Annotated in this window: 12 protein-coding genes; 8 read left to right on the forward strand and 4 right to left on the reverse strand. The window is 45.4% G+C overall.

Annotated features, from left to right (window positions below):
- Positions 1-290 precede the first annotated feature (290 nt).
- Positions 291-1,319, reverse strand: a complete 1,029-nt coding sequence (locus LZ23_RS00385) for an ABC transporter substrate-binding protein (protein ID WP_198145860.1) — start codon at positions 1,317-1,319, stop codon at positions 291-293.
- A gap of 802 nt (positions 1,320-2,121) precedes the next feature.
- Between LZ23_RS00385 and LZ23_RS00395 the strand changes: the two genes are divergently transcribed.
- The 3 genes from LZ23_RS00395 (at position 2,122) to LZ23_RS00410 (ending at position 7,952) form a co-directional block, all read left to right on the forward strand.
- On the forward strand, positions 2,122-3,492 hold the full coding sequence (locus LZ23_RS00395; RefSeq protein WP_045210593.1) for a hypothetical protein: 1,371 nt from the start codon (positions 2,122-2,124) through the stop codon (positions 3,490-3,492).
- 175 nt (positions 3,493-3,667) lie between these two features.
- Entirely contained in the window at positions 3,668-4,396 is a 729-nt protein-coding gene (locus tag LZ23_RS00405; RefSeq protein WP_045210597.1) for a condensin complex protein MksE, read from the forward strand.
- A complete protein-coding gene (locus LZ23_RS00410) occupies positions 4,386-7,952 on the forward strand; it encodes an SbcC/MukB-like Walker B domain-containing protein (protein WP_045210599.1) in 3,567 nt (1,188 codons plus the stop codon). The genes LZ23_RS00405 and LZ23_RS00410 overlap by 11 nt, the downstream gene beginning before the upstream one ends.
- 487 nt (positions 7,953-8,439) lie before the next feature.
- Here LZ23_RS00410 and LZ23_RS00420 read toward each other — a convergent pair whose 3' ends face one another.
- Positions 8,440-9,507 (reverse strand): hypothetical protein, encoded by a 1,068-nt coding sequence (locus tag LZ23_RS00420; RefSeq protein ID WP_232300324.1) that lies wholly within the window; start codon positions 9,505-9,507, stop codon positions 8,440-8,442.
- Positions 9,508-9,979: 472 nt separating this feature from the next.
- Between LZ23_RS00420 and LZ23_RS00430 the strand changes: the two genes are divergently transcribed.
- Both LZ23_RS00430 and LZ23_RS00435 read left to right on the forward strand, forming a co-directional pair.
- Positions 9,980-10,249 (forward strand): DUF4160 domain-containing protein, encoded by a 270-nt coding sequence (locus tag LZ23_RS00430; RefSeq protein ID WP_045210604.1) that lies wholly within the window; start codon positions 9,980-9,982, stop codon positions 10,247-10,249.
- Positions 10,242-10,490 (forward strand): DUF2442 domain-containing protein, encoded by a 249-nt coding sequence (locus LZ23_RS00435; RefSeq protein WP_045210605.1) that lies wholly within the window; start codon positions 10,242-10,244, stop codon positions 10,488-10,490. The genes LZ23_RS00430 and LZ23_RS00435 overlap by 8 nt, the downstream gene beginning before the upstream one ends.
- 32 nt (positions 10,491-10,522) lie before the next feature.
- On the opposite strand, the gene LZ23_RS00440 is transcribed toward LZ23_RS00435, so the two are convergent.
- Together LZ23_RS00440 and LZ23_RS23825 are read right to left on the reverse strand one after the other, a co-directional pair.
- A complete protein-coding gene (locus LZ23_RS00440) occupies positions 10,523-10,711 on the reverse strand; it encodes an ATP-binding protein (protein ID WP_045210607.1) in 189 nt (62 codons plus the stop codon).
- Between the two features lie 7 nt (positions 10,712-10,718).
- Entirely contained in the window at positions 10,719-10,862 is a 144-nt protein-coding gene (locus LZ23_RS23825; protein ID WP_157493057.1) for a hypothetical protein, read from the reverse strand.
- A 71-nt stretch (positions 10,863-10,933) separates the two neighbouring features.
- Between LZ23_RS23825 and LZ23_RS00445 the strand changes: the two genes are divergently transcribed.
- The 3 genes from LZ23_RS00445 (at position 10,934) to LZ23_RS00460 (ending at position 12,423) form a co-directional block, all read left to right on the forward strand.
- Positions 10,934-11,194: a BrnT family toxin gene (locus LZ23_RS00445; protein ID WP_045210608.1), complete on the forward strand. Its 261-nt coding sequence runs from the start codon at positions 10,934-10,936 to the stop codon at positions 11,192-11,194.
- Complete coding sequence (brnA, locus tag LZ23_RS00450; RefSeq protein WP_045210610.1) at positions 11,184-11,414, forward strand: type II toxin-antitoxin system BrnA family antitoxin; 231 nt, start codon at positions 11,184-11,186, stop codon at positions 11,412-11,414. Before LZ23_RS00445 ends, brnA begins: the two co-directional genes overlap by 11 nt.
- A 622-nt stretch (positions 11,415-12,036) precedes the next feature.
- On the forward strand, positions 12,037-12,423 hold the full coding sequence (locus tag LZ23_RS00460) for a VOC family protein (RefSeq protein WP_045210613.1): 387 nt from the start codon (positions 12,037-12,039) through the stop codon (positions 12,421-12,423).
- Positions 12,424-13,080: the final 657 nt, after the last annotated feature.

Below are 13,080 nucleotides of genomic sequence, written 5' to 3' on the forward strand. Positions count from 1 at the left end.
GTGTTTCACCCAAGGGGGCCCGGGACCAAACCGATAAGTAACTTACACCCATCAAAACCTGGATTCCGGCTTTCGCCGGAATGACGGTAAAGAGTAAAAGCGTGCTTAAACCGTCACCCCGGACTTGATCCGGGGTCCAGTTTTTTTGAAGTTACTTGTAAGATTTAAGTGTTAAGTTTTAAGTGTTAAGTTTTAAGATTTAAGTGTTAAGGAAAGGCAGAAGAGTCATGCTGCCGGAAGCAGGCATCAGCGGCACAGTGTTAATTGCTGCGCCGCTGATGGAATAAAAATTATCGCTCAAGGGTGGTTTGCCAGTGATTCAGAATCCGGTCTCTGTTGGCTGCAGACCATGGAAAATCCATATCAACCATGACTGAGCCGATGTCTTTGGGGAGTCCGGCATCAATAAAGTTCTGGGGCATGGTACCGCCTTCAACCGTTACAATTTCCTTCCATTTGTAGTATTCATTGACCGCATTTTCGCTCAAGGTCCAGTCAATGAAGCGTTTGGCGGCTTCTTTGTTTCTGGCAGTCTTCATAAGGCCTGTTGCTTCCAGCTCGTTTCCGGCGCCTTCAGCAGGAATGATCATGGTAATGGGAAAGCCTTCATCAATGTTTTTAATGGCTCTGAGGGCGAAGGAAGCGCCAACGGCAAATTCACCGGCACTGGCCACATTACACGGCCTGGAACCGCTTTTAATGTACTGGGCAATATTGTTGTCCAGCTTTTTAAGATATTCCCAGCCTTTTTCTTCTCCTTTCATCTGCAGGATGGAGGCTATCATGAGGTAACCTGTACCTGAGCTTGCCGGGTTGGGCATGACAACTTCGCCTTTGAATTCAGGCTTAAGCAGATCTTCCCATGAAGTGGGCATGGGAATATTTTTGCGTCTTAAAATTTCATTGTTGACGCAGAAAGCAGCCATGTAGCCGGTTTTGGCAAACCATCTATTGCCTGAATCGCGAAACCTGGCAGGAACCTTTTCAATGCCCTTAGGTGTATATGGCTCAAGCATATTCATGATCCTGGTATCGACCATGTTGGTTACAGCCCATCCCCAGATTACATCGTGCCTGGGATTGGCACTTTCAGCCAGCATGCGGGCATGCAGATCGCCGGTGGACAGACGCAGAAGGTTGACCCTGATGTCAGGGTTATCGCGGTTGAAAGCTGCCAGAAAGGCTGCAGCCTCATCTTCTTCATAAGAAGTGTAAACTGTGATTTCTGCGGCATGGGCTTTGAGTGATGATCCGCTCATGGCCATAACCAGAACAAAAGACATGCAGAACAGGAAACTGAACACTTGCTTCATGGTCATTCTTTTTTCTCCAATTCATTTTAATGGTTTAAGGTTTGGTTTTCCGGCTCTGGCAATGATCATAAATGGAGCCAGAGCTGTTTTTTGCCATATATGATTTCCCCGCAAAAAGTCAGGAAATGAGGTGACTCGGCAAAAAGTATCTTCATAACTCTTTGTTTTTACTGACTCCCCTCCGGGGCGTAGGCCCCTATGGGCCAGAGGCTGACCCCTGTCTCCTGACTCCTGCGACTGCAAAAAAGGGTTTTTGCAGTCGAATCATAGATGCTTCCAAACACAGTACGACATGGTTTGGATGTTATTATGAGGAGCTTTATATTTTTGTGAACAGGTGAGGTCACCACAATCAGGTGACGTATTTGTGGCTTTTCAGTTACGGGGTGAGAAAAAGGAATGGGTTAAAAAAGTGGCTTACCCGCCTGCTTGACAAGTCAGCACCTTATTGAAGATTTGTCGTGGCAAAACCGCAAAGAAGTGCGAAATGATCTTGGCATGTTAATCCATGGGCTTGCGCTACCAGTGATGATGCCTTTAACGATCCTTGCGTCGTTAGGATTGTGACACAGCCAACATTAGTTTATCCCCTGTCAAAGTTTACAAGTGACTTCAAAAAGCTGGACCCCGGATCAAGTCCGGGGTGAAGATTAAAGCAAGTTTTTACTATTTACCGTCATTCCGGCAAAAGCAGGAATCCAAAGTTTCATTCGTGAAAGTTGCTCACAGGTTTGGGCCCGGTCGGCGCGGGTGAGGAGCTTGCATCAAATTAATTGCCTCCAGCCAGGAGATAAGTTAATGCCGGGATATGGACCAGGATTATAAAGACGACTTCATTTTTCAGCTTCGGGAGATGCTGGGAAAGTTTCCTTCAGGACTCAAGCTGTCCCAGCATGATCTTGCTCTGGTGGGCTGGCTTTATTTCTGGGAAAAATCCACCAAAAAGAGAGACGTAACCGGTAGAGAACTGGAGTGGCAAATAAAACAGGCGGTTGATGTTTTAAAGTTAAGCGATGCTACTTCATCTGCTGCTTCTCTGGACAGGCTGCTGCAGTACAGGCTTGTCCGCAGATCCATCACCGAGACCAATGTCCATTTTTTTTGTCTGACCCGGCTTGGCCGGGGGCTGGCTGAAGATATTATTGCTGAAGTAAATCTTGAAAGTGATGAATTATCCACGTATATAAATCATGCCTACAGCATTCTTTATCAGCATATTCAAAGCAGCACTGAAGAAGAACTGGTTGGTTTCATCCGGCATGTATTTCTCAGTTCTGTGGCTGAAAGCATTGAATACAAGCTGCAAAGCATTGAAGAGTCAATTCTTGAGCAGGAAAAGACAGTCAAGGAACTGGATTCAGGTGTGGATGATCAGGCATTTGAACTGGCTGTAGGCACCATTCAAACCAGCAGACAATATTTGGAAGAACTTTTGCAGACTCTCCAGACAGGTTCACCGTACTATCCCCTTTATGACCTGTTTTATGAATGCCGGGAAAGAGAATCCCTGCAGCATATCAGACATGATATTGAATCATGTCTTGATTTTCTGGACTCCCTGCGCAAACGCATTGAACAGATGCTTGCTCATATCATCAGCTTTATCCATGAATGTGTGGCTTATCAGAGTGTTATTGGTTCTCTTTCTTACCGGGACAGGTTGTGCCGCAAGCAGCAGGAAATTCTGAATTATGCCTTGAATAATGATTTGCGGATGCCTGTGTTTGAAGATAAAGCCCTGTGCCATATCAGTATGAACTGGAGTAATCAGGAACAGAAAAAGCCGGTTTTGATCAGTATGGATAAGCTTAAGGCCCTTGAAAAATTTGTTCCTGAAGAGGTTAAAACCAGGGAAGTTCCCTGGAAAAATGATTTTCTTAATCTGGCGCGTACCATGTGGCGGGATGCTGATGCTCCATTGGAGCTTGGCCCCTGGATGTGTACCATGATGGATCAGCTGTCTTTGGATCGTGGGGAAATGATCACTGGTTTGTGGCTGCTGATCCAGGATATGCCTGAATGGAACCCAGGTCCTGAGGTGCAGAAGCCTGATCATGGACAATGGCTGGATATGGGGAGTTTTTATATGGAACCGGTTGTGCTGAGTGTTTCAGTAAGGCTGGAGGCTGAAGGCCTAAGGCTGGAGGCTGAAGGCCTAAGGCTGAAGGCTGAAGGCTGAAGGCTGGGGTCTGGGAACAAGAGCAACTGCCTTGATAAGTGGAGCCTGCATCCTGCAGGCTATTAAAAACAGGCGGCTGGAAGCCACCTCCACCTTGTAGTTACCTGAAGCCACTGACAACCAGAAAAAGCGTAACGCTCCCCGTAACCAGCATTTAAACACCATTGGAAAGACTATGCTTGAAGAATATCATGGGCTGGATATGCAGATTTTTCTGGACAATGATCACCTGTCCAGAAAAATTATTCACCGTCTTCAGTCCGGCCAGAATATTGATCCCAGGCTGATAACTGAATACAGGTTTCTGGAAGAGTTCTACGACAACTGGTGCTCTCTGTTTTATTTTCTAGGGTATCGTCTGGAGAGATTTTCCAGGGGGGAAGTTTTTTACTACTTGAGCCACCATTCTTCTCAGGTTCGAGTCAGTTCTTTACGCAGGGGCGCATCTTTTCTTGGCCTTTTTTTATGCAGTCACTTTTTTTCATCAGGCATTGAGGGCAAGGATGAGGTTCAGGCCCTTGAACTTATGAGCAGGCTGGAGAACAGTTTTGATTTCAATCAGCTGATCAAAGTTTTTAATCCCCAGCAGTCCAAAGCATCCCGAAAAAAGCAGCACAGCACCAGGCAGACTGAAAAGCTAAGAGGGTGGATACTGACCAATCTCAGGGAACTGCACAAGTTCAGATTTATTGAGCTTTCTCCATCCGTCAATGCCCAGGTGGAAAACCTCATGATTATCAGGCTGCCTGGCCTGGCCCGCTTCTGGGAACCAGCCAAACGCAGCCTTGACCTTGAATATGATGGCAGAGATGACCTGGCTTCAGCCATTAACAGTATCTGGTCCAGAATAGACTGGAACGAATCACAAGGCGAAAATGAAGCACAGGATGAAAATGAGACCTGATATACCTGAGGTATTCATACCTGACGATATAATAGCAGACGGGCTGATTCTGGTGGGATACCAGCTTTTTCCGGCTGCTTACATTGCCCTGCATCCCAGAATGACAGTTCTTTCAGGCAACAATGCCGTGGGCAAGACCACTATTCTGGATGCTGTGCAGACCATTCTCATCTGTCACCAGCAATATATCAACCTGAATGTGGCTACCGGACAGTTTGACCGTTCCCTGTCCGGACAGCTGAGCGGACGGGTGGGCTGGGCAGTCTTGTCCATTGCAGGGCACGCTGAAATTAAAGCCATAGGCGTACGTCTGCATGCCAGGGCAACAGCAGAGGGTCTTGATTTGACTCCTTTCACCATGACCAGCATGGAGCCCTTTCCTGATCTTTTTCTCAACAAAGAAAAATCCCAGATTGTTCCTGATTTTCAAAACTTGAAAAAAAATGTGCTTAAGCAGGATATACAGGCCCAGGTCAACGATTTTGCCAGTGTGGATGAATATCACCGCCTGTTGTTTTCCCAGGGGCTCTTGCCTGTAACCATGGACAGGCAGGGAAAAAAGAAATTCGCCACACTCTGGAGTCAGGTTACCCGTCCCAAGTTAGACAGACTGGGTCTCTTTCTAAAGGAAATGCTCTGTCCTGATCCATCCCAGGGAGTCAAGTTCTCTGATGTGGAAAAATTGATGCGGGATCGCCGCAGTATCAGCAGTCAGATCAAGTCCATTGAAATATTTCGCAAAACCAGACTTGAACTGGAAGAGCAGCGCAAAACCCTTGACAGCTGCCGCTATAAATATCTTTCTACTGAACTTGGCATGCTTCAGGCCAGAGCCAGGCTTTTTCACTCCAAAATTGAAAGAGAAAAAAAGCGTGAGCAGGAAACTGTTGAAGCTCTGAAACAAATCGAGTCCAGACTGGAAAATTCATGGACTGAAAAAAAAGATATTAATCAGGAGCGCGACAAGTATCTGAGCAGACAGACTGAGCTTTCGCGTCAGAAAAGACATTTTGAAGAATATCAGAATCTTATTCGTGAAGAAAAGCAGTTGGGCCTGGAAATGTCTAAGATAACAGATGGGTTATCAGCAGCTGAAAAATTCAGGCAGGACACAGCAAGTCAGGTTCTTGAAATTAAGGAGCAGCATGGCACAGAGCAGGCCGCTTTCATGGCCCTGCAGGAAAAGCTTAAATTTCTTCTCGCTGACAAGGAAAAGTATGAGGCTTTTGTCCGGAAACTGGAACAATCCTTGGAAAAAACAGGACGGCCCATAAAGACTTGGCAGGAACTCAATGAAGCCTGGCTGGCAAGTGAGAAAGAAAAAAACCGCCTGGACAGTCTGCCTGAGCTTAAGGTCAGGCTTGAGGAAATCCGCAGGCGGGTTGAACTTCGGGAGCAGGCCGTGGAACTGGCTGAGTGGTTTAAACGGAGTTATCCTGAAACTACCCCTTTTTTCTCAGGCAACAGGCAGGATTTTATTTCATTGATCCGTCAATGGGAGGACATTGATTTTGAGTCAGGGATAACGAAAAAAGGAGCTGAGCTGGATAAGCTTTTAACCCTCATTGATGGCCTGGAAAAAGGACGTCCAGGTATTTCTGATACTGTGGCCAGGCATGTAGATGCAGGCAGGCTGGCTTTAGTTGCTGATAAATATGAGCACCTGGATCTGGAAAGGGCTTCTCAGGTCCAGGCCGGGCTTGGTCCATATGCCCGCGGGGTTGTGGTTCAAAATCTTGAAGAGGTTGCTCAGCTTGACCTTGGTGATGAAGAGTTCATGCTCCTGAGCCGGGATGTTGATCCTGACAAGTTGAGACTTGTGCAAACAAGCAAGGGAACTGTGTCCGGCATGGGCGGGCTTTACTGGTTTACTCCTGATGAACCACTCTGGCTGGGAGCCCAGGCCAGGGCCAGAGAGTTGTCTAAGTTAAACGCCAGAAGAGAAATCCTGGAAGAAGAGCTTGAGTCTTTGAACAATGAGCGCAGACAAAATGCCCAGCGCATCAGTAAAGCCAGGGAACTGGCAGGGTTCTGGGCAGGTCTGGAGGACAAGTCATGTGTTGATGAGCTGACTGCTCTGGATGAGGAGATCAAAAGCCTTGAAAGCCAGGGATGGCGCATCAGGGATACTTATCAATACCTGAACTCACTGGTCCGTAAACGTGATCTGTTTGATCTGCACACTGCCCCAAAAATTTATGCCAGGGCGCACAAGCAGGCCCAGGAAGCTCAAAAGTCTCTGGAAAAGCTTAAAGGCAAAATGGCTCGGCTTGAAAAAGAGCAGGTCAGGGCTGATTCAGATCTCAAGAGGCTGCAGGAGCAGCAGAAGTCTAAGGATAGAAGGCTGACCGAAATTCAGGTAACTGTCCAGAATCTCATCAGAGAAGAGCCTGTAGAGGTCCTTGAGGGAAAGATAGATTTTTCTCAGGCAGACGCCCTTGCTGGTCGGATCAAAGCCTTTGATGAGCAATTGCGTCGTATTGAAGAATCAAGAGACAGATCTCATCAGGAAAAAGGTCGTAAGAATGAGCTTTTGCGCCTGATTCAAAAAGAGCTTGAAGGATTTGAAAAAGAACTGAGAGTCTGTCAAAGTACTGAAGAAAAACGTCTAACTGAGTGGCAGGATTTTTATCCGGATATAAACCCTGAATACAGGCAGGGTAATTTTACCAGGGATGATTCCACCCTTTTGAAATCTCAGTGGCTGCAGGCAGAAAAGTTTCTTGAGAAGATCATCAACGATGTCAGCGCAGAGCATTCTTTGCATCTGCCCCATGATGTTTCTTCAGAAACCAAAGTTGATTTAATCCTGAACAATATTATTCCGCAAGCCGTGGACCTGGACCGGGTTGAAGAACAGTTTCAAAGGCTCAAGGCAGAACTTAAGGAAATTGAAGCCAGAATCAGAAGCTATGTCCAGGATATCAAGCGCAGGGTGGATCAGGATATTTCCAATCTCAAGAGAAGGTTGGACAAGGTTAACACCATTCTGGCGGATATCAGGTTTGGGCGCATCAGTCAGGTCAGGGTTGAGCTTCAGTATCTGCCATCATATGCAGGCCTGAAGAGCCTGCAGGGAGATCGGCTCACATTGCTTGATTTTGATAGCAAGACCACTCTGGAAGAGTTTGTGCAGGAGCTTATCAGGAATATTTTCAGGCATGGTCAGACCAGGATAAGTGAAGATCAGATAGCTGACTACCGGACATATATTGAGATGACCTGGTCCATTACTGATCTTGAGGGCAATGTCAGGCAAAAGGGATTTTCCGGTGGAGAAACCCTTGGCATCAACCTGGCCATCTGCCTTGGCCTGCTCTTTCATTGGGGTGGGGAGGCAGGCCATGCCAGGCGAGGACTTTTGATTATGGCCTTAGATGAGGCTGAACGCTTAGATGAACAGGCAGTCAATACTGTCCGGGAGCTTCTGGACCGGGTGGAATGTCAGCTTCTGGTTGCTCTGCCCAGAACCATGCGTGTACCAAAAACCCTGTGCCATATGCTGACCCCTCTTGCTCAGGGCGTGACTCATATATCAGTTTATCATAAAGGATGATTTCCGGTGATGGATGATGAAAGCATTACGCGTTTTTTGAAAACCAGGATGGGGACAGTCCCGAAGCCAGGGACAGTCCCCCCTCCGGGCTGTAAGCCTCCGGGCAGGAAGCCGTGCCATGCCGTAGTTTATAGCTTTTTACACAAAGATAGCCTTAACACACCCTATTCATATTTTGTTTTCAAAAAAACTCGTAATGCTCCCACCAGCATGTTGGTTTGAAATTTCCGCTAAGCGCCAATTGGATGCACATGCAAAAAGTCGGGAAATGAATAATTCAGGAATAAAACAGCTCCATAAACTCTTTGTTTTGACTGGCTCCTGACTCCTGCCTGCCCGGTTAAACAAATCCGAAGGATTTCCTGCAAAGCAGGGTTTAACAGGGCCTGCCCCGTGAAACAGCCCGCAGGGCTCCCTGTCGAAGACAGGGGTTTCACTGGGGACACCTGACTCCTGCGACTGTAAAAATGAGTTTTTGCAGTCGCATCTAATTGTGCTTCAGCCGTTCAGTCAATCTTCTAAACTCGTCGCGAATCTCCTTATTGTGAAATGTTTCTGCAGCTGGCACATGAAGATTTGATAATGTTTCAAATGTGTTCAATCCATCTCGGATAAGGGATGCAACATCAGAGCTTAGTCGTACAGTATTGTAAGTATTTACAGCTACCTGCATCTCCTGTGAACTTACTGATAGAGCTACCTTGACTTGATCCATATGATTGCTGACTACTTGGTGATATAATTCAACAACTTGTTTTGTAAGCTCATTTGCTTTGATGTTATTTTCAAGAATTGCTTTATTGCCCCCTGCTCGGATTAATTGTCTTGCGTCTTTTATATTCTTGTCAGCTTCCCTTGAGAACTCTTTAAGGCTTGGCAACACCTCACTATTTACTTTTTCAATAAAAGTATTTTGCATTTGCACAACCAATTTGTGAAGCATTACAAGCATGCCATAGTATCGCCTGGCATATGAAAGGCTCTCCCCGCTTTCCTGGGTTAAGTTGGCCAATTGAAGTGTAACAACTTCAATATTTGAAAAGACAATGCTCATTGACAAGACATCATCACCGATAACTGAAGAAAGCCAGAATTCAACCTGTTCGGGATTAAGTTCCACTCCCATATCCGACAGTAATTCAGACATTTCAGTTTTGATGTTATCCATTTCCATTTCATGTTCTTGAATGTATTGCTGGTAGGCTTCAATTAAAATATCGTAATCACCGCGTGTTTTTGCCGTCCATTGACGCATGGTCTGGGTTGGAACATATCTTCTTAATGATGGTTCACCTGCTTGGGCTGACAATCTGCGCTCTCTCAAATCAGCAATACGATCTTGGTCCGCAATGACTGCATCTTCAAGCTTTTGATAATTCTGGCGGAGTTCAAGCAATCTCGGATTTTCAAGATAACCTATAGCTTTTTCAATATGGTCGTTAATGCGTTTTTCTACTCTTGACCTGTCAGTTCTAAACCAAGCACTTTCACGGACTTCATCCAATCGGTCAAACTCAACGGCAGCATCACTAAGAGTGCTTATGACACTGGGCATATCAAATTTAAACTCTGTGTCACCGTAAACATATTCAGTGTTCAAGCTGAACAAAATTATAAACATCAGGAAGAATTTGAATCTTGGCAACCTCATATTCGGTATCCCCTGGAAGCAGTTGAAAAAGTCATCATTTATAGTCCATCTGTTACTTCAGATAAAGAAAATTAAATATTGAAATATGCAATAAGTAAACGGCTTTTTTGTTTTTATCTTTTCACTTACCCCATTACTTACCCCTATTTTTTCCAACAGCCAAAAAGCAATATTTTTTTGCTGCCCACAGATTATTGACTTTTCGCCAAAGGCCGGATAGGAAAATAAAAATATCATATATTTTGAAGACTGGCAAATCAAGGCTTGACAATTTAGGCATTTTTGGACTTCTATCAGAACATGACTATATTCAATAAGTACGCAGCAAAAACAACTCAAGGGCCTGCTGGCCCATAAATATGGCTGAGATCAAGAAATGCCTGTTTTATCAATATTTTTCGGCATCATTATAAGGATGAGACATGATGACCATCCCCCTCCACACATACACGCTGCTTATCAGGGATTTGAGGCCTTGATTGAAATCAAAACAGGCACCATAACCGATGGATACCTTCCGAATAAAGCAGCAAAAATTGTTAAAGAATGGTGTCTTGTACATCAGGCTGAACTGCTTGAAAACTGGGAAAGGGCACAGCGTTTTGAACCCTTGGAACGTATACAGGGAGCTGACTTCGATGATTAAAATTACTCAGGCCAAATATCTTGGCGACTACCAGGTTGAGTTGTCATTTTCTGATGGAATGACCGGAATTTTTGACGGAGAATCTCTTTTAAAAAGAAGCGGTCCTTTACTGAAACCATTAAATGATGAGCTCTTTTTTCAACGTTTTTTTGTAGACTTTGGAGCTTTGAGCTGGCCTCATGGGCTGGAATTGTCGCCAGCCAAACTCTATCAGAGCTGCAATCTGCACAAGGCCGCTTAGTACCATTCTACCTTATACAAAGCCTGAACCATTTAAGCCAGAGGCAACGTAAAGCTGACTGCAGTTCCCTGGCCTGGCTCACTTTCAATCCAGATCTTTCCGCCATACTGTTCAATGAACTGTTTGCACAGAATCAAACCCAGCCCGGTGACCAGGAAAAATTTCTGGAACCCGGAATGGATGATTATATAGGAAAACCTGTTAATCTGGAGGACTTTCATAGGGTATTCAGCAAGTTCGTTGGAGAGGAGAAAATACAGGCCTGATTTTCGACAATCCGGCTATGGACATGGCATAGTCCAGTTCAATTGTTTTGAAGACTGACAAAAGAAGTTTGGATCGGTCAATTCGTGTGCTAACTACTTCGGTCATATCATTTGCTCCTGACATTTGCATACCGAATATGTTGACAAAATATATCTAAGGAGTATATTTTATATACCATGAGCTTTGAATATGACCCCAAAAAATCAGATATCAACAAAGATAAGCATGGAATTAATTTTGTTGAAGCTCAAGAGCTTTGGAATGATCCTGATTTATTTGAAATCCCAGCTAAAACAACAGATGAACCGAGATCCTTGATCATCGGCAAAATTGGCGAAAAACACTGGGCCGGGATTATCACCTATCGACTTAATAATATACGATTGATCTCAGTAAGGCGTGCTAGAAATGAGGAGGTGGAGCTTTATGAAAGCTAAAGACTTAGAGAAAACATTTGACGAAGGGAAAAGCATTTTAAATCAGTTTGACCTCTCTAAAGCCAGACGTCCTAATCAAGAGCAAAAAAGAGTTAATGTCGATTTCCCTCTATGGATGATTCAGTCATTAGATAAAGAAGCTAAACGACTTGGTGTCCCCCGGCAATCGATTATTAAGGTGTGGCTAGCAGAGAGATTACATAAATCAGCCGCTTTATAGTTACCTATGTGCCCGACCGTGCATACTAGAACATTTGCGTGCGCCAGACCGGAAAGGCTGGGCCACCACAGCAATGGTCCGGTCTGGGGCTCCTCTTATCCACAGTTATCCTCGTTTTAAGCCTGCCTTCCAGGTTGGTAAGGGAGCATTACGCGTTTCTGACAACCAGAAAGGGGACAGTCCCGAAGCCAGGGACAGTCCCCCTCCGGGCTGTAAGCCTCCGGGCAGGAAGCCGTGCCAAGCCATGATAAACCGCTTTTAACCCCAAAAAAGCTGTGACATACTCATCATTTTTTCAGTTGTCAGAAACGCGTAATGCTCCCCATTTTACAGTTAAGTCACTGAACAGTAACGGCATATTGGTATTTTGAACATCCCTAAGACTAAACCATTATGCTCCACTTAAAATTTTCATTTGCGGTTGATATTTGCACGCCCAATCATTATAAAAGCGAAAATCGCCAAAAATGAACAACATGCATGAGCTTCGAAAATGACATCTTTGCTGAGCAAATCAATGGCATGAAAGGCATGATTCTAATGAAATGCAAACTCAAAGCTTAACACTGCTACTCAGCGCAAAAAAAACTGTGGAGCAACTAAACCCAAGAAAGGAGCAGACATGAGCGACAGGTTTACGACTCACGGAGCTTTCAGCTGGTGCGAACTGCTGACCACCAATGTCGAAGGTGCGAAAGAATTTTACAGCGATTTGCTGGGCTGGACATTGGAAGACATGACCACCGGGGGAATGAAATACACTGTGGTCAAAGCCGGAGATGAGGAAATTGCCGGGATTATGGACATGCCTCCGCAGGTGCCCGAGGGAACGCCGCCGCACTGGGGCACATACATCACCGTAAAAGATGTGGACGCCGTGGCGCAAAATGCCGGACAGCTTGGCGGGACCATACTGGTCCCACCCACAGACATCCCTGGCGTCGGACGTTTCAGCGTCCTGCAGGATCCGCAAGGGGCGTTTTTCAGCGTCATCACATACAAGACATAATCAAAGCCGCAGGCAACAGGAAGAGACTGCCTGGCTTCCGGTGTATCTGGAAAAGCCGCTGTCGGTTCACCCTGAGAAGTATACGGCCTGCATCAACTTGTGCTTCACGACCCGAGTGGTCTGTCATAAACTGTAATGGCATCAAAAGGTGCGAGCACCTCGAAGAGGATTTAACTGGGTTCTTAGTCCTGCAAGAAATATATCTTTCTTGAATTTCATGTATATCTGTGTCAACCTGCCTGCCTTGTGCAACAGACGAGGTCCCTCTGCGAAGCTGTTTTCACTGGGTGTGATCTGCCTGCCCCGTTGCATTTCTCTCATTTAACCGGGGTAAATCTTCGAACGGGCGGTTAAGGTTTCTTTTTTTTGGGTTGCTGGAGTAGCCCGCGTTAGAATACCGATAACCCTTAGTGCCCACAAAAAGGCCTGTGGAGGTTAACTTGAAGCTCATTGCATCACTATGGTGGTATATCAGTATTTTTCTAATCCCTTACCTGATGCACATGCAAAAAGTCGGGAAATGAATAATTCAGGAATAAATCAGCTCCATAAACTCTTTGTTTTTACTGGCTCCTGACACCTGACTCCTGCGACTGTAAAAATGAGTTTTTGCAGTCGCATCTTACCTGTTACTTTCTGTACTTTGGTAATGTCCTT

This window comes from Desulfonatronovibrio magnus (genome assembly GCF_000934755.1).
Classification (GTDB): domain Bacteria; phylum Desulfobacterota; class Desulfovibrionia; order Desulfovibrionales; family Desulfonatronovibrionaceae; genus Desulfonatronovibrio; species Desulfonatronovibrio magnus.